This is a genomic window from Liquorilactobacillus mali (genome assembly GCF_001437155.1).
In the GTDB taxonomy this organism is placed as follows: Bacteria; Bacillota; Bacilli; order Lactobacillales; family Lactobacillaceae; genus Liquorilactobacillus; species Liquorilactobacillus mali_A.
The window spans coordinates 47,031-67,317 of sequence record NZ_JQAR01000007.1; the positions used below are offsets into that span (position 1 = coordinate 47,031).

The following is a 20,287-nucleotide window of genomic DNA, read 5'->3' on the forward strand; positions in this document are numbered from 1 at the left end:
AGTCGGTCCTCATTATACCTAATCACTCATGTCAACAAAAAAATATTTTGTTTGTAATTTTATGACAGCACAGCAGACTCTAACCCTTGTTACGCTTCTTTTAATTTCAAAGCCATCAACGCTCAAAAAAACAACTTCTTAATCTTCGGGATGATTTAACTTATTTAAAAGTTCATCAATATGATCTCCATATTGAACTGAGCGATCTCGTTCAAAAATCAGCTCAGGAGTCACATAGATACTCAACCTAGAACCTAATTCTCGACGAATCAGTCCCTTGGCTTTCTCCAAACCAATCTGTGTTTTTTCACCATCAGATGCAAGTTCAGACAGAATACTATAATAAATGGTTGCTTGCTGCAAGTCACCAGTAACTTCGACCCCCGTAATTGTAATTCCTTGAACTCGTGGATCGCGAACTCTTTTCATCAAAATATCTGTTACTTCTCGTTGGATTTCTTGAGATAAACGACCAACACGATAATTTTGTGCCATTGCGTTCTCCTCCATCTAATTCTTAATTAACTATTCGACCGGAACTTCTTCCATGATAAATGCCTCAATCTGGTCACCAATCTTAATATCATTATAATTTTCAACCATTAGACCACATTCGAAGCCTTGCTTAACTTGTTTAACATCATCCTTGAAGCGTTTCAAAGATGCTAATTTACCTTCATAGATAACAATTCCATCACGAATTACACGTACTCCACTATCACGCTGAATATAACCATCAGTCACATATCCACCACCGATTGTTCCAACTTTAGAAACCTTGTAAGTCTCGCGAATTTCGACCTGACCGATAATTTTTTCTTCAAAGACGGGTTCAAGCATTCCCTTCATAGCCGTCTCGATCTCATCAATTGCCTTATAAATGACACGATGCAAACGAATATCAACGTTGTCACTTTCAGCCTGTGACTTGGCTTGTGGTGTTGGACGAACATTGAATCCTACAATAATAGCATTTGATGCTTCAGCAAGTGTTACATCACTTTCATTGATAGCACCAGCGGCCTGATGAATGATGTTAACACGTACGCCTTCGACCTCAATCTTCTTTAAACTACCGGCAAGAGCCTCGACAGAACCCTGTACATCCGCCTTAATGATAACATTAACTTCCTTCAATTCGCCTTCTTTAAGCGAATCAAATAATGTATCCAATGTAACATGCTGGATGTTGCTATGTTCTTTCAACAATGCACGCTTTGCACGTTCCTCACCAGCAGCACGAGCGGTTTTCTCATCGCTAAATACAATGAACCGATCACCTGAATCTGGAACCTCATTCAAACCAGTAATCTCAACTGGTGTAGCGGGTAAGGCCTCAGAAATCTGTTGTCCCTTATCATTAATCATTGTCCGAACACGACCAAATGTATTTCCAACAACAATCGGATCACCAACATGCAATGTTCCTTGTTGAACCAGCAATGAAGCAACCGTTCCTTTTCCTTTATCCAAGCGAGCCTCGATAACGGAACCTGCACCATGCTGCTTAGGATTTGCACGTAACTCAAGAACTTCAGCCTGCAACAAAATCATATCCAGCAATTCGTCAAGATTCTTGCCAAACTTAGCTGATAATTCAACAAAGATTGTATCACCGCCCCAATCTTCAGGGATAAGTTCATATTCAGTTAATTGTTCCATTACATGATTAGGATTTGCACCTGGTTTATCAATTTTATTAACGGCAACAATAATTGGAACCTCTGCGGCCTTAGCATGGTTAATAGCCTCAATTGTTTGTGGCATCACACCATCATCTGCAGCAACAACCAGTACCGTAATATCAGTAATATCGGCTCCACGCGCACGCATATTAGTAAACGCCGCATGTCCTGGTGTATCTAAGAAAGTGATTGTCTTACCATCATGTTTTACTTGATAAGCACCGATATGCTGTGTAATTCCGCCAGCTTCACCCTCTGTAACATGAGTATGGCGTAATTTATCAAGCAGCGTTGTCTTACCGTGATCAACATGACCCATGATTGTTACAACTGGAGGACGAGTTTCGAGATGTTTTGTATTTTCTTGTTCATCTTCAAAGAACTTATCAATATCAGCTACATCCACTTCTACTTTTTCTTCTGCCTTCATCCCATAATCGTCAGCTAAAATCTCAATTGTATCTTTATCCAAAGATTGATTTTGATTAACCATTACGCCCATCATGAATAACTTTTTGATAATTTCTGCTGGTTCACGATGAATCTTCTTGGCTATATCAGCTACATTCATTCCTACTGTATAGACAAGTGTTTCTGGAAGCGGTCTATCCTTACGCGGTGGAACTGCGGGTTTCTTGGTTTCTTGATAACGGCTGTTCTTTCTGTTTCTACGCTTCTTTTTATTGCTATATCTATTTTGTGAATTAGAATTTTGACCAAATCTATTTTGTCCAAAATTATTCGAACGTGTATTGTTGTTATTAGATTTGTTTTCAAAACGTGAATTGCTCTTCTTAGCAGAATTGTTTGTAGTTGAACTCTGTTTACTACTTGCTGCTTGGTTTCTGCTACTTTGTGTAGTACTTTTCCCTTGTACTTTGTTATTGTTATGCTGAACTTTATTATTGTTGTTAGTTGTTTTATTCTGAATTGGTCCGGCCTCTTTACTATTATTATTTCGTTGAGAACGTTTTGGTTGATTTGAAATCTTCGAATTTTTTGGTCCGTTCACTGCAGATTTTTTAGCAGTGTTTTCCTTTACCTTGTCCGTAGTCTTCTTAAGTGCTTCTTTTACTTGGCGTTCTTCATTGTCTCCAATTGTCGACATGTGATTATTAACAGCAAAACCTTTTTTTCGTGCTGTTTCAATCACCACCTTGCTACTGACATTCAATTCTTTTGCTAATTCGTAAATTCGCTTTTTTCCCATGTATTCACGCTCCAATCTCAACTATACAATTTATATCCCTACAGATTGCATAGTCCAAACCTTTATGGTAAAAGCATCAGCTCAACAGCATCATAATTTTCTTACTGAAACCCAAATCATCAATTGCTAGCACAGTTCTATTTGCTCCAATTGCTAAACTAAGTTCCTGATGTGTAAAATCACAATTTATGTTGATTTGATAGCTCTTACACTTGTCTATAAACTTCTTTTTAGTTCCTTCTGAGCCATCACTGGCAACAAAAACAATCTGTACCTTTTGCGCTCTGACTTTCTTAAGAACGCCTTCTTCACCAGTGATCAACTTACCAGCTCTTCTAGCAAGTCCAAGCATCTGCAAAGCTCTTTGTCTTTTATCGAGCATCGCCAAAAAGCTCCTTGCGTGCTGCTTGATGATCAACAAATGCTACTAATTCATCATAAAACTCATCAGGTACTTTTACTCCGAAAGCCTTATTGAATGTATGCTCTTCTTTTGCCTTTTTGGCTACTGCAACATCTAGTGAAATATAAGCTCCACGACCCGGCTTCTTACCAGTTGGGTCAATGCTGACCTCGCCTTCCTTATTCTTCACAATTCGAACGAGTTCCTTTTTGGGCTTCATCTCTCCTAAAACAATATCCTTGCGCATAGGTATCTTACGTTGTTTTACCATCTAATCATCTCCCTTGTCCAAGAATTTATAATTAGTCTTCTTCGGTATCAGAATTTGCAGTATCTGAAGTATCAGAAATCTTCGCAAATTCTGATTCAGATTTAATATCAATTTTAAAACCAGTTAATTTTGCTGCTAAACGTGCATTTTGTCCTCTTTTACCGATTGCAAGCGACAACTGGTTGTCTGGAACAATCACAGTACAAGCACGTTCGTTTTCTGGATTAAACTGAACGTCAATAACCTCAGCTGGATTAAGTGCATTGCTGATGAACTCAGCTGGATCTTCACGCCATTCCACAACATCCATGTTTTCACCCTTGAGTTCATTAACGATTGTCTGAATTCTTTCGCCTCGGGGACCAACACAAGTTCCAACAGGATCAACGCCTTCACTGTGCGAACGAACAGCAACTTTAGCACGGTCGCCTGCTTCACGCGCAATTGAAATAATCTCAACAGTTCCATCAAAAATCTCTGGGATTTCCTGTTCAAACAATCGTTTTAACAAATCCGGATGTGAGCGGCTTACAAAAACCTGAGGACCCTTCGATGTATTCTCAACCTTATAAATGTAGACCTTGATGCGATCATGTGACTTGTATTCTTCACCAGGGATCTGATCTTGATGAGACAATACAGCCTCAACCTTGCCAAGATTGACATATACATAACGATGATCATGTCGTTCCACTTCACCAGTTACAATCTCATTTTCATATTGAATATATTCATCATAAATGATTCCACGTTCAGCTTCACGTACACGCTGCATAATAACCTGCTTTGCAGTCTGTGCAGCAATTCGTCCAAAGTTCTTAGGTGTCACTTCAAATCTAATCGTATCACCAATTTCATAAGCACGATTAATTTGAACTGCTTCTTCGAGACTGACTTCAAGGCGTGAATCAAAAACTTCGGCAACAACTTCTTTGACTGCAAAAACATGAATATCGCCACGAGTTTTGTCAAATTCGACTTCTACATTCTGTGCCTGCCCATAGTTACGCTTGTACGCAGAAACAAGTGCTGCTTCAAGTGCTTCTATGACAACATCTTTCTTAATTCCCTTCTCGACTTCCAATGCATCTAACGCATTTAGTAATTCCTTACTCATCTAAATTTTCTCCTTAACAAATCTAAAATTTAATAGCTAGTCTTGCCTTTGCAATCTTATCACGCGGTATCTCAATTTCTTTACGGCGTGTTTTATCCATGTACTCAAGCTTCAAGTGACTCTTTGACAGCTCAACCATTGTTCCCTCAAAGACCTTTGAACCTGCAAGCTGCTGATAAAGTGAAACGTGAATATATTTGTTTAATGCACGTTCATAATCACTCTCTTTTTTCAGTGGTCTTTCCGCACCAGGTGAAGAAACCTCAAGGTAATAAGCCTGTTCAATAGGATCTGGATCACATTCATCCAATTTTTCACTCAACTTATCACTTATTAATGCACATTCTTCAATGTTAATACCATTTTCTTTGTCAACAAAGACTCTCAGATACCAATTCTTTCCCTCTTTAACAAACTCAATATCCACCAATTCGAAATTACCAGCTTCTAAAATTGGCGTAACTAGTTCAGTAACTGTTTCAACTACAGTACTCACAAGTCAACCTCCTTTTTTATTACTTCAAAGTACAGCCCTAGTGGTTGCAATAAAAAGAGCGAGCATCACTGCTCACTCCCAACGAGTTACTTAATAACGTCTTTATTGTACCATGGATAGTCTGTTTTGACAAATAAACACTTATATCAAAATAATGATTCAAATAAACTCAGTTGATTCTCATCCGGCAACTCATCAAGCACATGATTTTCCGTCATAAACTCAATCAGAGTCTTCGAAACTTTACCTCGTTTTGCTAAATCCTCTTTTGAAAGGAACTCCTTTTCTTCACGTGCCGCAACGATCTGCTTAGCAACGTTGGTTCCTAAACCTGGCATCGCATTAAATGGTGCAATCAGCGTTTTACCGTCAATTAACCAGTCAGAAACAGCAGATCGGTGCAGATCAACCATTTTGAATTGATAGCCACGTTCAAGCATCTCATTAGCAATTTCAAGCACAGTCAACAGATTCTTCTCTTTTGTAGAGGCATCCATTCCCTTGTCATTTATTTCCTTCATTGCTGCCTTAACTGCCTCACTTCCGCGAGACATTGCAACAAGATCAAAATCATCCGCTCTGACACTGAAATAGGCAGAATAATATACAAGTGGGAAATACACTTTAAAATAAGCAATTCGTAATGCCATCAAAACATATGCAGCAGCATGTGCCTTAGGGAACATATACTTTATTTTAAGACAAGCACCTATGTACCATTCAGGTACCTTGGCTTCACGCATTTCAGCTTGCCAATCTTCAGGGATTCCTTTCCCTTTACGGACACTTTCCATTATTTTAAATGCTCGATCGGCTTCAACGCCCATATGAATTAAGTCCATCATAATATCATCACGACAACCAATAACCTCAGGCATCGTAACAGTTCCATTCTTGATCAATTCTTCTGCGTTGCCAAGCCAGACATCTGTTCCATGTGAAAGTCCTGAGATCTTAAGCAATTCTGCAAAAGTCTTTGGTTTAGTCTCCTCAAGCATTCCCCTAACAAATCTCGTCCCGAACTCGGGAATTCCAAGTGTCCCTGTATTAGAACCAATCTGCTCAGAAGTCACACCTAAAATGTCCGTCCCTGAAAAGAGCTTCATAACACCGGGGTCATCTGTCGGAATCGATTGTGGATCAATCCCTGACAGATCTTGCAACATTCTGATCATCGTTGGATCATCATGACCAAGTATATCAAGCTTCAAAATATTATCATGAATTGAATGAAAATCAAAATGTGTCGTTTTCCAAGTAGCTGATAAGTCATCGGCCGGATATTGGATAGGAGTAAAATCATATATGTCCATGTAATCAGGTACAACCAAAATTCCCGCAGGATGCTGTCCGGTTGTTCGCTTTACACCCGTTGCACCCTTTGCCAATCGATCAACTTCAGCGCCACGGAATGTTTGTTCAGTATCGCGCTCATAGGCTTTAACATAACCATAAGCAGTCTTATCGGCAACTGTACCAATGGTCCCTGCTCGAAAAACATTATTTTCCCCAAACAATACCTTTGTATAATTATGAGCGATTGGCTGATAATCACCGGAAAAGTTCAAATCTATATCTGGTACTTTATTCCCATAAAATCCTAGGAAAGTCTCAAAGGGAATATCTTGCCCATCCTTGATTAACTTCGTTCCACAATTTGGGCAATCCATATCAGGTAGATCGAAACCTGAACCATACTCCCCTTTTTCATAAAACTTACTCCATCTGCACTTAGGACAGCGGTAATGAGGTGGTAAAGGGTTAACCTCTGTTATCCCCGTCATCGTAGCCGCTAAACTAGAACCAACAGAACCACGCGAACCTACCAAATAACCATCTTTATTGGACTTAAAAACAAGTTTTTGTGAGATCAGATAGATTACCGAAAATCCATTTCCAATGATACTCTTAAGTTCCTTATCCAGCCTTTCTTGGACAACCGCCGGAAGTTCATCTCCATAAAGTTCATGTGCTTTATTCAGCGCAAGATTACGAATTTCATCTTCAGCACCATCCATTTTAGGTGTATACAGTTTATCTTTAACAGGTGAGATCTCATCAACCATATCGACTACTTTTTGAGGATCAGTCACCACCACTTTTTGAGCCCGTTCTTCACCCAAAAAGCTTAGGTCTTCCAGCATTTCATTGGTTGTTCTAAAATGAGCATCAGGCAGTTCCTTCAGACGATTAAGCGGATTAGCACCCGCTTGTGAATGAATTAGAATCTTACGATAGATTGCATCTTCTTTATTCAGAAAATGAACATCACTAGTCGCAGCGACAGGCATCTGCAGCTCTTCTCCCAAGTCAACCATGTTCTTAATGATTGTCTCAAGATTTTTATTATCTTTAATCAGTTCTTGCTCAATCAGTGGTGCATACAACGGTTTTGGCTGAATCTCTAAATAATCATAAAAACGTGCCTTTTTCTTAGCTTCATCAAAACCCTTTTGCATCATTGCTACAAAAACTTCACCACTGGAACAAGCCGAGCCGACCAGCAGACCTTCACGGTACTTCACAAGTTCCGAGCGTGGAATTCGAGGCATGCGATAATAATATTTGACCATCGATAATGATGCTAATTTAAACAAGTTTTTTAAACCCTTTTGTGTTTGAGCAATAATCGTAGCATGAAACGGAAATCCATGTTTGTATGCATCAACCTCACCTGCATGCTTATTAAAATCATCTTGAAATTCAATCTTAAATTGTTCATTAGCTTCCTTGAGCATCGCAAAGTATATGTACCCAGTCGCCTCAGCATCAAAAATTGCACGATGATGGTGCTCTAAATCAACATTAAGTAATTTAGCAAGGCGATTCAGCCGAAAGCTCTTGAGTTCTGGATACAACAGGCGCGCCAAAGGCAAAGTATCGATCCAGGGATTCTTGATCTCTGGTAAGCCATGGCGTTCATAGCCAATATTCATGAAGTCGACATCAAAAGTTGCATTATGACCAACAATAATGCTGTCTTTGCAAAAATCTTGAAATAACTGGAAAACTTCCTTTTCAGACTTAGAATTTCTAACCATGTCATCAGTAATACTAGTCAAATTAATGGTTGTCTGTGACAAAGGATGTCCTGGGTCAATAAACATATCGAACTTTTCTAAAACCGCTCCTTGTTTCATCTTGACAGCTGCAAGTTCAATTACTTTATCAAATCGCGCAGATAAACCTGTTGTTTCAGTATCAAAAATTACATATGTAGCATCTTTTAAAGCTACATGTGCTTCATTATAGGCAATTGGAATACCATCATCTACAACATTAGCTTCAACACCGTAAAGGACCTTGACACCATTTTTCTTCCCAGCGGCGTATGCTTCAGGAAAAGCTTGGAGTGTGCTGTGATCAGTGACAGCAATTGCTTTTTGTCCCCACTTTGCCGCCTGCTTGATGTAATCTGTGATACTGTTGGTAGCATCCATCATACTCATATTCGTATGTACATGCAGCTCCGAATGTTTTTGTCCTTCCGGCGCCGTGTCCTTACGAACTTCATGAGAAATTTGATTAATGTCAAACGCGTTGATGGCAAGGTCGCGCATGAAGCTATCTTCTTGAACACTTCCTCTGATTCTTACCCACTGACCTTCATCAATTGCATCAAAGCAGGCTTCATCCTCTTCATTTCGCGAGAATTTTTTTACAATAATTGATGAACTATAATCAGTCACCTTTATAATTAACAGTTTACGGGAAGAACGTAATGTCCGCACCTCTTTATCAAAGATATATCCCTGAACAGTGACGGAACGCTCTTCTTCGGTGATGTTAATCATCTGGGTAATTTCGGCTCTGTCATCAATCTTCTTTCCCATGACGACTAAACCTTCAATTTTTGGAAGAGACTTCTCTTGTTTATGTTGATTCTGCTGTTGAATTGCCTGAATCGCTTTTTGCGCTAACTGCTCATCGTCTTTTGCCTTTTGTGCTTTAAATTCAGCAATTTTCTTTTGCGATTTTGATTCATCAATTATTGTATGGATAGCAAATTTTGGAAAACCCATCTGGCGATAGGTCTCTTCGATAGGTCCTAACGCTTGGTTAACAAGGAATTGCTTTAGAATTTCATTCTCAGCTTCAAGTATTACCCGCTGGTCATCTAAATAAGGTACTTTACCAAAAGTCAATTCCTGCACAAACGGTGAAGTAACACCGCAGTGTTTAAGTACCCAGTTCCAATATTCACCAAGATTACGTTTGTTCATTTGCGGTTCTTCTATGTTAAAGAAGATTTTGACATGGGCAATATTTCTAAAGCTTTCTTCCAATCTCTGCGAAAATTCTTCAAATAGCGGAAATGGCCAAATATCGTCTGTCTTAAATACGAAATCCCATCTTTGCGAAATATGATGTAATTCCACATCTTCAATTTGAGTGCTGTCAAAAATTATTTTTTCTTCATCTTTTATATTCCAATTTAATTGCAAAAGTAATTTTTGAAATAGTGTTTTCTTATCAATTCCCAAATTGAACTTCCTTTCTTTTCATAATCATTCAAAATAACTACAGTACCTAAATTCTATCACTAAAAGCAATTATCTGTAAAAGCTTCTAGTGCTAGTCTGTAAAACTAGGAAATACAAAAGACGAAAGCGATAAAAAACAATCACCTCCGTCTTTTATTCAAACAAGCCAAAACCCATTTAAATTAATCTTCTTTTTCTTCTGAAAGCAAGATACTGATAGCATTTTGCAATTCTTCACGACGAACCTCGACTGTTTCACCATTGCGTCGCAGCTTAACTTCAACGATACCTTCTTCAGCTTTCTTACCAATTGTTACTCTGACAGGCAATCCCATCAAATCTGAGTCAGCAAACTTAACACCTGCGCGCTCCTTACGGTCATCAACTAGGACACTGTAGCCGGCACTTTGCAAATCAGACGTAACTTTATTTGCCAATTTAACTTGTGTTTCATTCTTCGAGTTAACTGGTACAACATGGATGTCAAAAGGTGCAATTGTCTGTGGCCAAATTATTCCATTTTCATCACTATTTTGCTCAATAATAGCTGACAAAAGTCGAGATACCCCTATACCATAGCAACCCATAATGACCGGAACCTGGCGTCCATTTTCATCAAGCACATCCGCCTTTAAGTCATTAGAGTAACGTGTGCCTAACTTGAAGATATGCCCGATTTCAATTCCCCTAGTAAACTTCAATGAACCTTGTCCATCAGGTGAAGTCTCACCTTCATGAACCATCCTTAAATCAACATAATCGTCGACTTCATAGTCTCTAGGAGCATTAACGTTGATGAAATGGTATCCATCTTCATTAGCACCACAAACACCATTACTCATTTTCTCGACATCAATATCGGCGACAACTCTCAAATTTTTCGAAATTCCAACTGGCCCCAATGAACCAAAACCAGTCCCAAGAATCTTAACCGTTTCTTCCTGAGTTGCCATTCTAATTTCATCGGCACCCAAAAAGTTTTTTAATTTAACCTCGTTAAGTTCGTCGATTCCACGAAGTAGAACAACAGTTGGCTTTTCATCAGCATATAATAGCAGAGTCTTCAAAACATTATCAACTGGTGTTTCAAGGAATTCTGCAACTTCTTCAACTGTTTTTGCATTTGGGGTCGGAACTTTTTTCAAATCGCGTTTACTTTCATGCGAAATTTTTGAAACTCTCAAATTCTTGGCCATTTCCAAATTTGCAGCATAATCACTGCCGTCGGAATATACAATCGTATCTTCACCTATATCTGCAATTGCCATATATTCTTTAGAATCATTACCACCCATGGCACCAGCATCACCAATTATCGAGCGAAAATTTAATCCGCAGCGCTCAAAGATGTTTTGATAAGCACTTTCCATTTTGTTATAAACAGTATCTAGACTATCTTGTGTTGCATGGAACGAATAACCATCAAACATTAAAAATTCGCGGCCACGCAATAATCCAAAACGTGGGCGATTTTCGTCACGATATTTCATTTGGATTTGATATAAAGTCAATGGCAGTTTTTTGTAAGACTTGATTGAATCCCGAATTATTGAAGTAAATGTCTCCTCGTGCGTTGGGCCCAAAATAAAGTCACGTTCATGACGATCTTTTAGCTTAAACATAGCAGGTCCATATGTTTCATATCTCCCAGATTCCTGCCAAAGCTCGGCTGGTATGACAGCAGGAACGAGCATTTCTACAGCATCGATTGCGTCCATTTCCTCACGAATAATTTGTTGAATCTTCATCAAGACTTTATGTGCAAGAGGTAAGTAAGCATACATACCTGCCGTAATTTGTTTAACATAACCTGCACGAAGCATCAATTTATGGCTAAGTGCCTCTGCATCACTTGGTACCTCCTTAATAGTAGGTATCAAAATTTTTGACTGTTTCATAACTAATCCCCTTTTTTCAACGAACATCAGCAATCACAATGGACTGCAATATGTTCTTAATTAAAGAAATAACGTTGAATATCATTCCATGTCACCAGTACCATCAACAACATTAAAAAGCCAAAACCAATTAAAGTGATAATACCTTCTTTTTCCGGTGACAACGGTTTTCTTCTGATTCCTTCTATAATATTCAAGACGATCTTCCCACCGTCCAATGCTGGAATAGGGAAAAGATTTACAATTCCCAAATTAATAGAAAGAAATGCCAACAGACCAATCACACTTGTTAGTCCATATTGTGTGGCTTCAGAGGTGTAAGAATAAATTGCAACCGGTCCACCAAGATCATTTAAACTGAATCCATGCGTGAAAATTCCACCAATAGCCGCGAACAATGCCAACATTGTTGTCCATGTTTTCGTAAAACCATAAGTCGCGATTGCCATAAATGAAGAATCGGTATGCGTTTTAGCAGTAATTCCGATCAAACCGATTTTCTTACCATTTTGGTTCTGGGTCCTAGGAGTCATCGCAACAGTTTTTCTTTGATTATTACGGCTATAGGTAACATTAATTTTTTCACCTGGAGCAGCATTAACATATGTTGAAAGTTTCTGCCAACTAGTAGTTTTATGACCGTTAACGGCTACAATTTTATCGCCAACCTTCAAGCCAGCCTTCTTTGCAACAGAACTCGTAGCAAAGCCACCAATTTTTGTGGAATTTTCAGTAGTTACTACACCACCTTGAATGACTGCAATCAAGGTAAAAGCAACGATTGTCAATATGAAATTATTGAGCGGTCCAGCAAAATTTGTCAACATTCTCTGCCAAAGTTTAGCAGATTGGAATTGAACATCAATTGGTGCAATCCTAACCTTTGTTCCATCTTCTTCAATGATTGATGCATCATGCAAAACTGAAAATCGACGGTACTTGTCTTCTTCGCCGTTCTCATAGCCTTCAATCCAAAGTTCTTTTTCAAGATCCCATTTGACAATTTCAACAGGTACTCCAGAAATCAACGTCTTCTTCTTGCTTGCATTGATTGTTTCAACAACATCATCCTGATTCAAAAGTAAACTAACTGTAGCACCTGGTTTCAATGAATCGTCATCATCTTCAAGGCCTGCCATCCGTACATATCCACCCAAAGGAAGTATCCGAATTGTATAAGTTGTGCCGTTTTTTTGGTGTGCAAAAATCTTGGGACCCATGCCAATTGAAAATTCACGTACTAAGATACCAGCACGTTTTGCAAAATAGAAATGCCCAAATTCATGAACAACTACCAGAATCCCAAAAACAATAATAAATGTCACGATTGTAATTAGCATGTTAGCTTCCTTTCAAAATAGAATGATTTTCAAATTAATCCTATAAAATGTGCAACCGGTAAAACAAACAATAATGAATCAAAACGATCTAAAATCCCCCCGTGACCAGGTAAAATTTTTCCGGAATCTTTTACGCCATAAAACCGTTTAAGCGCTGATTCAACTAAATCTCCCATTTGACCAACAATTGATAAAATCAGCGTTATAAGCAACATTGAGAAGAATCCCATGTTCTGTGGATAAATCAATGTAAAGCCACCTGCAATCACCATTGCGATAATTACACCACCAATTGAACCTTCCCAAGTCTTATTGGGGCTGATGTGTGGCGCTAGTTTATTCTTGCCTAACTTGCGTCCAACTAAATAGGCACCGCTATCCGTAGACCAAACGATCAATAATAGATAAAAAACGGTTGAAATCCCCACGTTTCTCGCCTGCATCAAATAATGAAAGCCCACAGATGAGTATATTATCCCAAGAATCAACATTCCCGCATCATCAAAAGAAAAACGATTCTTTGTGATTACAGTATAAGTCAGTAAAAGTAATACAAAAAAGTAAAAAACAGTAAATTGTGTTGTATCACTAGGTAAAAAATCCAACCAACTTTGTGGGATAAGTACTGCTAAGGCTGCTAGCATTGAGATAACAGCTTCTGGAGATATCAATAATTTTTTACGCATTATCAAGACTTCAGATAATGCAATTAGACCAAGCAGGATAGCTAATATATCAAACAGTGCTCCACCTAACCATACTAAGGGAACAAAAATGATTAGAGCAACTACTGCCGTAATTAAACGTTGTTTCATGATAACTTACCCTTTCTTCAGACCGCCAAAACGGCGATCACGTTTCTGATATTCTATAATATTTTCACATAAATCTTCAGGTGTATAATCTGGCCACAGAACATCACTGAAAATAAATTCGCTATACGCAAGCTGCCAGAGTAAAAAATTAGAAATTCTTTGTTCTCCGCTTGTACGAATCAATAAATCGGGATTTGCAAATTTCTTCAAATTACTCGTCATTAATGCATCTGAAATCATGCTCTCATCAATTGAATCAGCCGTTAATTCCTTTTTCTCAACCTTTGCTGCCAGTCTTCTCACAGCCGTCACTATCTCATCGCGTCCACCATAATTAATGGCAAAGTTCAAAATCATTCCTGTACAATGGCTTGTTTGCGTAATTGCACGATTGACAGCCGCTAATGTTTCAGTCGGAAGTTCACTCAATTCTCCCATCGCAGTAACTTGAATATTATTTTCAATTAATTCAGGAACGAAGGTATCAAAAAAAGTAATTGGCAGACTCATTAAAAATTCAACTTCTTTTTTGGGACGCTTCCAGTTTTCTGTCGAAAAAGTATATAATGTTAAAACCTTGACACCAAAATTACTTGCAGCTTTAGTAACCTCTTTAACCGTTGTTAGAGCAGTCTTGTGTCCTGCAATTCTTGGTAAATGTCTTTTTTGGGCCCAGCGTCCATTACCATCCATAATGATAGCAATGTGCTGAGGAATGCGTTCATCATCCATTTCCTGAACTATTTTCCCCAGATTATTATTCTTAATAAATTTTGAGAACAAGAGTTCACCTCCACTAAAGTTCAAAACTTATTTTAACAAAAAAGTAACAACGGAGCAAAAAAGCATTGCCTCTCAGGAAATTGATTAATAAAAAATTAACATCAATTTCCAGCATGCCACTCCGTTGTACCCTGTGACTAACTACGCTGTCGGTTAAACATCAAGAATTTCTTTTTCCTTTTCAGCTTGAATGTCATCAATGCTTTTTACTGAAGAATCTGTAAGCTTTTGTGCTTGCTCTTCCAAATTATGTAAATCGTCTTCAGTTAAATCGCCTTTTTTTTGTGCCTTTTTAAAATCATCGATTGCATCACGACGAATATTACGAACTGCTACTTTTGCTTTTTCAGCCTCCGCCTTAACTTCCTTTGCAATTTCCTTACGACGCTCCTCAGTTAGTTGTGGAATCACTAATCGAATTGCTGAACCATCATTGGCCGGAGAAATGCCCAAATCGGAAGCCAAGATAGCATGTTCAATATCCTTAAGTGAGGACTTGTCATAAGGAGTTACCATTAAAACACGAGCCTCTGGAATAGAAATCTGAGCTATCTGGTTCAGTGGTGTTGGTGCACCATAATATACCACCATAATTCTATTTAAAAGACTAGCATTTGCACGACCTGCACGAATATTCCCAAGTTCGCGCTGCAATGCTTCTTGTGCTTTTTTCATCTTTTCTTGTGCGCTTTTTAAAATCGGATCATTTATTTTCATCGCTTATTTTCCTTTCACTGTTGTTCCAATTGATTCACCCTTAACAACTCTTTGAATGTTGCCACGTTCGTTCATATTGAATACTACCAAAGGAATATCATTATCCATAGATAATGATGAAGCAGTAGTATCCATGACCTGTAGACCCTTATTAATAATATCAAGATGTGTTAACTCTGAAAACTTGACAGCCGATTGATCTTTTAGTGGGTCAGCAGAATAAATCCCATCTACCCCATTCTTCGCCATCAAGATAACATCTGCATTAATCTCTGAAGCACGCAAAGCAGCGGTTGTATCTGTTGAAAAATATGGTGAACCTGTTCCTGCAGCAAATATAACTATTCTGTCCTTCTCAAGATGGCGAATTGCTTTGCGCCGAATATAAGGCTCTGCAATCTGACGCATCTCAATTGAAGTCTGGACACGAGTTGGAACATCCAACGATTCCAGATTGTCTTGAAGTGCAAGAGCATTCATTACAGTACCTAACATGCCAATGTAATCTGCTTGTGATCTCTCCATACCCATCTGAGCACCGGCTTCGCCACGCCACATATTGCCACCGCCAACAACTATAGCAATCTGCACACCTAAAGCATAAACTTCTTTGATTTCTTCGGCAACTTTCCGGATTTCTAAGGGATTAATCCCAATTTTTTGATCGCCTGCAAGAGCTTCTCCGCTCAACTTTAATATCACACGTTTGTACTTTACATCTGTCATGATGGTCCTCCTATAGTTATCATTTGTGTGTCATACCTTGAATACACTCATAGTACATTCTATCATACTTAGGCAGCATTGAATATCTTAAAAAAGTAGTTTGCTGTATATAAATAGGGGTATTAAAACTAATTAGTTTCAATCCCCCAACTTGACAACAGACATAGAAAACTGAATAACTTGTTGTCTAATATATACTAGTCTTTAACTTGACTCATAACTTCTTCTACAAAGTTATCTTCTTTTTTCTCAATACCTTCGCCAACTTCATAACGGGTAAATGAAATAACCTTTCCACCCTTTGAAGCAACATATTTTGCAACAGTTTGATCTGGATCTTTAACAAATTCTTGGTCTGTCAAACTAATTTCAGCCAAGAACTTATTCAAGCGGCCTTCAACCATTTTTTCAACAATTTTCGCAGGCTTGCCTTCGTTCAAAGCTTCTTGTGTCAGAACTTCTTTCTCATGTGCAAGTTCTGCTGCAGGTACCTCAGTACGATCAACATACTTAGGATTGATTGCTGCAACATGCATAGCAACATCTTTGGCGGTTGCTTCATCTGCACCTTCAACAAGCACTAGTGAAGCAATCTTACCACCCATATGAAGATATGAACCGAAGTTTTGTGTTTCTGTTTTCTCAACTAATGTAAAACGACGTAATGTAATTTTTTCACCAATAACTTGCGTTGCTTCAATGATTTCATCATTAATTGTACCCTTGTCTGTAGAAATTTTGAGTGCTTCTTCAACATTTGCTGGTTTTGCTTCAGCAATATTGCTGGCAATAGTCTTCACCAGTTCTTTAAATTGTGCATTTTGTGCGACAAAATCAGTCTCAGCGTTAACTTCGACAACGGCTGCAACATTACCAGAAATCTCAACATCAGCTAAACCTTCAGCTGCAACACGATCACTTTTCTTAGCAGCTTTTGCAATCCCTTTTTCACGAAGAAAGTCAACAGCCTTTTGCATGTCACCCTCGACAGCTACTAAAGCTTTTTTAGCCTCCATCATACCTACGCCTGTTTTATCACGTAATTCTTTAACTTGAGAAGCAGAAATTTTTGCCATTACTATGGCCTCCTTATTTCTAAATTATAAAAAAGCTGTCCCTAACCTTAAGGCCATTAATGTGCCCAACGTTGGAGACAGCCTAAGATTTAACTATTCAGCATCTTTGGTATTGTTTTTACCTTCAACAGCTTCAACAATATCTTCGATTGAATCTACTGTATCTGCCTTTTTAAATGATTCTTCAACTGCTTCAGTGTCATCTTCACCTTGGTTGGCTTCGATAACAGCATCAGCCATCTTAGCAGTAATCAAACGAACTGCACGGATAGCATCATCATTAGAAGGAATTTTAACGTCAATTTCATCTGGATCAGCGTTTGTATCAACCATAGCAATGATAGGAATATTAAGTTTACGAGCTTCCTTGATGGCGATTCTTTCCTTACGTGGGTCAACTACAAACAATGCATCTGGAATACGAGGCATGTCTTCGATACCGCCCAAGAACTTCTCAAGACGCTCTTTTTGCTTAAGCAATAGAGCAACTTCCTTCTTAGGAAGGACATCAAAAGTACCATCTTCGGCCATTGCCTTGATTTCCTTAAGACGTTTGATACGTTTTTGAATTGTATCCCAGTTCGTTAAAGTTCCACCTAACCAACGATGGTTTACAAAGTATTGACCAGCGCGCTTTGCTTCTTCTTCAACTGCATCTTGTGCTTGCTTCTTTGTACCAACAAAAAGAATAACTCCGTTATTTTCTGCTGTTTTTTTCATGAAGTTATACGCATCGTCAATCAACTTAACTGTTTTTTGCAAATCAATGATGTAGATACCATTACGTTCTGTAAAGATATACTTCTTCATCTTGGGATTCCAACGACGTGTTTGATGTCCGAAATGAACACCAGCTTCAAGCAATTGTTTCATGCTAATTACTGCCATAATATAAAATACCTCCGATATTGTTTTGTTTTCCTCCTCCGTATTCAACTGAAATCAGACTCAACCGAGCACCATGACTACTATCCTACGAAGTGTGAATTGGTACTTATCTTAAAGCACCTGAAATATTATATCGTACTTCAAATTAAAACGCAAGAAATATTCAATTATTTCACAACCGTGCTTGCTGTTCCATCTTCACAAACACTTTTTGCACTATTTAGTGCAATTAATACCATATTTTTTACTGCTGTATCTGTGTAAAAAGCAACATGGGGCGTTACCAAAACATTATCAAGCGACAACAATTCCTTAAAGGTTTCATCTTTTATTTCTTGGTTACTTAAATCGTGATTAAAAATATCACTTTCATTCTCATAAGTATCTAGTGCTGCACCTGCAAGCTTTCCTGATTTCAAAGCCGTAATTAACGCTTTAGTATCTACCAGTGCGCCACGGGCTGTATTAATGATATAAGAGCCATCCTTCATCTTGTTAAGGTTTTCTGTACTTATCAAGTGATAATCGTTCGGAGTTGCCGGCATATGCAATGTAATTACATCTGCTTGAGAGAATAACTCATCATAGCTGTCAACATAAATTCCCTGCTTTTTTAATTCTGGATTAGGATAAAGATCATATGCAATAACTTTGGCACCGAATCCACGATAAATATCAATTGCAGCTCGTCCAATTCTCCCTGTCCCAACAACACCAACGGTCAATGAACGTAATTCTTTTCCTACATAAGGTGCCCAGCGAAAATCTTGTTTTGCAACTTTATTTCTGAATATGGTCGTGTTACGAAGAAGCTGCATCAATTGTGTTACTGAAAACTCAGCAATCGCATTTGGTGAATAAGCAGGAACATTCGTAACCACTACCCCATTTTTCTTTGCTGCATCAAGATTGATGTTATCAACACCAACGTTACGGATAGAAAATACTTTAACACCAAATTTCTTGAATTCTGTAAACATTTCATCTGGATAGGTACCAGTTTGAAGTGCTAAAACTCCATCAAATCCTTCGATTTTTTTTACAGAACTCATGTCTAACATGTCTGGTAAACGCAGAACCTCATTACCAGTTTCTTTTTCCCATTGAGCAAAATACTTCTCTTCGTCTTCACGTACATTAAAAGCTATAAACTTCATTATGAAATGAACCTCCAAAATTAAATATCTCTATTCTACGGTGGGACACAAGAAACTAATTATTTTAAATGAGCGGGTTGTCCGCGACTCAATAAAATATTATCTCCGTCCGCATATTATTGTAGCATGAAAGATATCCTCAACGCTCCTATTTAGCAATGTGTTTAGTAATATCTTTTATTTCTTAAGTTTTTTGATATTAATTCCATGTTCTTCAAGATATTTTAATTTCTGTGCTCGCAATTGATGCTTAAATGCATATTCAGCTTTTAATGCATCAGATTTGTTATCGAATGTTTCGTAATATAAAAGCTTCACTGGACGTCTGCTTTTTAACCGCGTATATTTTGCACCCTTTCCAGCATTATGGACAGCCAAACGATGACTTACATCGTTTGTGAATCCACCGTATAATGTAGAGTCAGCACATAACAAAACGTAAAAAAAATAGTCTTTATTCACTTTTTCCATACAGAATCTCCCTCAATAATGGTGTATATTCACCAGAATCGTTATATACAACGATAGCAGGCATAAACCTAACACCGTTTGGTCGACCATCCTTGATAGCCTCAATCAAAATCATATTCGCCTCTTTTTCTTCTTTCGGATGGACTAACTGAACTTTCTTGGGTGCAAGTCTGTGTTTTCTCATCAATTCGAAAATTTCGGCTGCTCTTTCAGGCCGATGTACAAAATACGCTTTACCATTCATCTTTAATAAATCACTTGTAACTTCAATAATTCGCTCAAGATTAACGGAGATTTCATGACGTGCAATTGCCAAATAAGGATTACTATTTTTTTTACTAGTAGGCAGATTTGAAAAATATGGTGGATTACAAGTCACGATATCAACTGAATCTTTTTTTATGAATTCGGCTGCTTTATCCAAATCAATATTTAGCATCTGAACTCTATCCCCGAGATTATTGAGTTCTATACTTCTCCTTGCCATATCTGCCAGACGCTCCTGAACCTCAACTTCGATAATTTGTCCAGCAACCTTTTTTGTTAAAAATAGTCCGACTGCCCCATTTCCCGCACATAGGTCAACCAAGATCCCCTTTTCTTTTTGCAGAGCACTAGTAAAATATGCTAGTAAAACAGCGTCCAAAGAAAAAGAAAATACTTCTGCGCTTTGGATAATCTGAACTTCATTTGAATATAGTCTATCAATTCGTTCGTTCTTGTAAAGTTCCATTTTAATATCACCTTCAT

At 38.1% G+C, this 20,287-nt stretch carries 18 protein-coding genes; all 18 read right to left on the bottom strand.

Going from position 1 to position 20,287, the window contains the following annotated elements; translation table 11 throughout:
• Positions 1 to 138: 138 nt before the first annotated feature.
• Positions 139 to 495 carry a 30S ribosome-binding factor RbfA gene (rbfA, locus tag IV36_RS04860; protein WP_056991066.1) on the bottom strand — a complete coding sequence of 119 codons (357 nt, stop codon included), beginning with the start codon at positions 493 to 495 and terminating at the stop codon, positions 139 to 141.
• A 30-nt stretch (positions 496 to 525) separates the two neighbouring features.
• The gene (infB, locus tag IV36_RS04865) at positions 526 to 2,895 is read right to left on the bottom strand and encodes a translation initiation factor IF-2 (RefSeq protein ID WP_056991067.1); all 2,370 of its coding nucleotides are present in this window, start codon (positions 2,893 to 2,895) and stop codon (positions 526 to 528) included.
• Between the two features lie 76 nt (positions 2,896 to 2,971).
• Complete coding sequence (locus IV36_RS04870) at positions 2,972 to 3,277, bottom strand: L7Ae/L30e/S12e/Gadd45 family ribosomal protein (RefSeq protein WP_056991068.1); 306 nt, start codon at positions 3,275 to 3,277, stop codon at positions 2,972 to 2,974.
• On the bottom strand, positions 3,267 to 3,569 hold the full coding sequence (rnpM, locus tag IV36_RS04875; RefSeq protein WP_056991069.1) for an RNase P modulator RnpM: 303 nt from the start codon (positions 3,567 to 3,569) through the stop codon (positions 3,267 to 3,269). The genes IV36_RS04870 and rnpM overlap by 11 nt, the downstream gene beginning before the upstream one ends.
• 31 nt (positions 3,570 to 3,600) lie before the next feature.
• A complete protein-coding gene (gene nusA / locus IV36_RS04880) occupies positions 3,601 to 4,686 on the bottom strand; it encodes a transcription termination factor NusA (protein ID WP_056991070.1) in 1,086 nt (361 codons plus the stop codon).
• 22 nt (positions 4,687 to 4,708) lie between these two features.
• Complete coding sequence (gene rimP, locus IV36_RS04885; protein WP_056991071.1) at positions 4,709 to 5,182, bottom strand: ribosome maturation factor RimP; 474 nt, start codon at positions 5,180 to 5,182, stop codon at positions 4,709 to 4,711.
• Between the two features lie 146 nt (positions 5,183 to 5,328).
• Entirely contained in the window at positions 5,329 to 9,666 is a 4,338-nt protein-coding gene (locus IV36_RS04890; protein WP_056991072.1) for a PolC-type DNA polymerase III, read from the bottom strand.
• Between the two features lie 182 nt (positions 9,667 to 9,848).
• On the bottom strand, positions 9,849 to 11,564 hold the full coding sequence (locus tag IV36_RS04895; RefSeq protein ID WP_056991073.1) for a proline--tRNA ligase: 1,716 nt from the start codon (positions 11,562 to 11,564) through the stop codon (positions 9,849 to 9,851).
• A 56-nt stretch (positions 11,565 to 11,620) separates the two neighbouring features.
• On the bottom strand, positions 11,621 to 12,904 hold the full coding sequence (gene rseP, locus IV36_RS04900; protein WP_056991074.1) for an RIP metalloprotease RseP: 1,284 nt from the start codon (positions 12,902 to 12,904) through the stop codon (positions 11,621 to 11,623).
• A gap of 29 nt (positions 12,905 to 12,933) precedes the next feature.
• A complete protein-coding gene (locus tag IV36_RS04905; protein WP_056991075.1) occupies positions 12,934 to 13,719 on the bottom strand; it encodes a phosphatidate cytidylyltransferase in 786 nt (261 codons plus the stop codon).
• Positions 13,720 to 13,725: 6 nt separating this feature from the next.
• The gene (locus IV36_RS04910; protein ID WP_056991076.1) at positions 13,726 to 14,502 is read right to left on the bottom strand and encodes an isoprenyl transferase; all 777 of its coding nucleotides are present in this window, start codon (positions 14,500 to 14,502) and stop codon (positions 13,726 to 13,728) included.
• A gap of 153 nt (positions 14,503 to 14,655) precedes the next feature.
• Complete coding sequence (gene frr / locus IV36_RS04915) at positions 14,656 to 15,219, bottom strand: ribosome recycling factor (RefSeq protein ID WP_056991077.1); 564 nt, start codon at positions 15,217 to 15,219, stop codon at positions 14,656 to 14,658.
• 3 nt (positions 15,220 to 15,222) lie between these two features.
• The gene (pyrH, locus tag IV36_RS04920) at positions 15,223 to 15,945 is read right to left on the bottom strand and encodes a UMP kinase (RefSeq protein WP_056991078.1); all 723 of its coding nucleotides are present in this window, start codon (positions 15,943 to 15,945) and stop codon (positions 15,223 to 15,225) included.
• 197 nt (positions 15,946 to 16,142) lie between these two features.
• Positions 16,143 to 17,021 carry a translation elongation factor Ts gene (gene tsf / locus IV36_RS04925; RefSeq protein ID WP_003690090.1) on the bottom strand — a complete coding sequence of 293 codons (879 nt, stop codon included), beginning with the start codon at positions 17,019 to 17,021 and terminating at the stop codon, positions 16,143 to 16,145.
• Positions 17,022 to 17,114: 93 nt separating this feature from the next.
• On the bottom strand, positions 17,115 to 17,909 hold the full coding sequence (gene rpsB / locus IV36_RS04930; RefSeq protein WP_003690087.1) for a 30S ribosomal protein S2: 795 nt from the start codon (positions 17,907 to 17,909) through the stop codon (positions 17,115 to 17,117).
• Positions 17,910 to 18,076: 167 nt separating this feature from the next.
• A complete protein-coding gene (locus IV36_RS04935) occupies positions 18,077 to 19,066 on the bottom strand; it encodes a D-2-hydroxyacid dehydrogenase (RefSeq protein WP_056991079.1) in 990 nt (329 codons plus the stop codon).
• A gap of 177 nt (positions 19,067 to 19,243) precedes the next feature.
• Positions 19,244 to 19,537 carry a GIY-YIG nuclease family protein gene (locus IV36_RS04940; protein WP_082623714.1) on the bottom strand — a complete coding sequence of 98 codons (294 nt, stop codon included), beginning with the start codon at positions 19,535 to 19,537 and terminating at the stop codon, positions 19,244 to 19,246.
• The gene (locus IV36_RS04945) at positions 19,521 to 20,270 is read right to left on the bottom strand and encodes a tRNA1(Val) (adenine(37)-N6)-methyltransferase (RefSeq protein ID WP_056991080.1); all 750 of its coding nucleotides are present in this window, start codon (positions 20,268 to 20,270) and stop codon (positions 19,521 to 19,523) included. Before IV36_RS04945 ends, IV36_RS04940 begins: the two co-directional genes overlap by 17 nt.
• Positions 20,271 to 20,287: the final 17 nt, after the last annotated feature.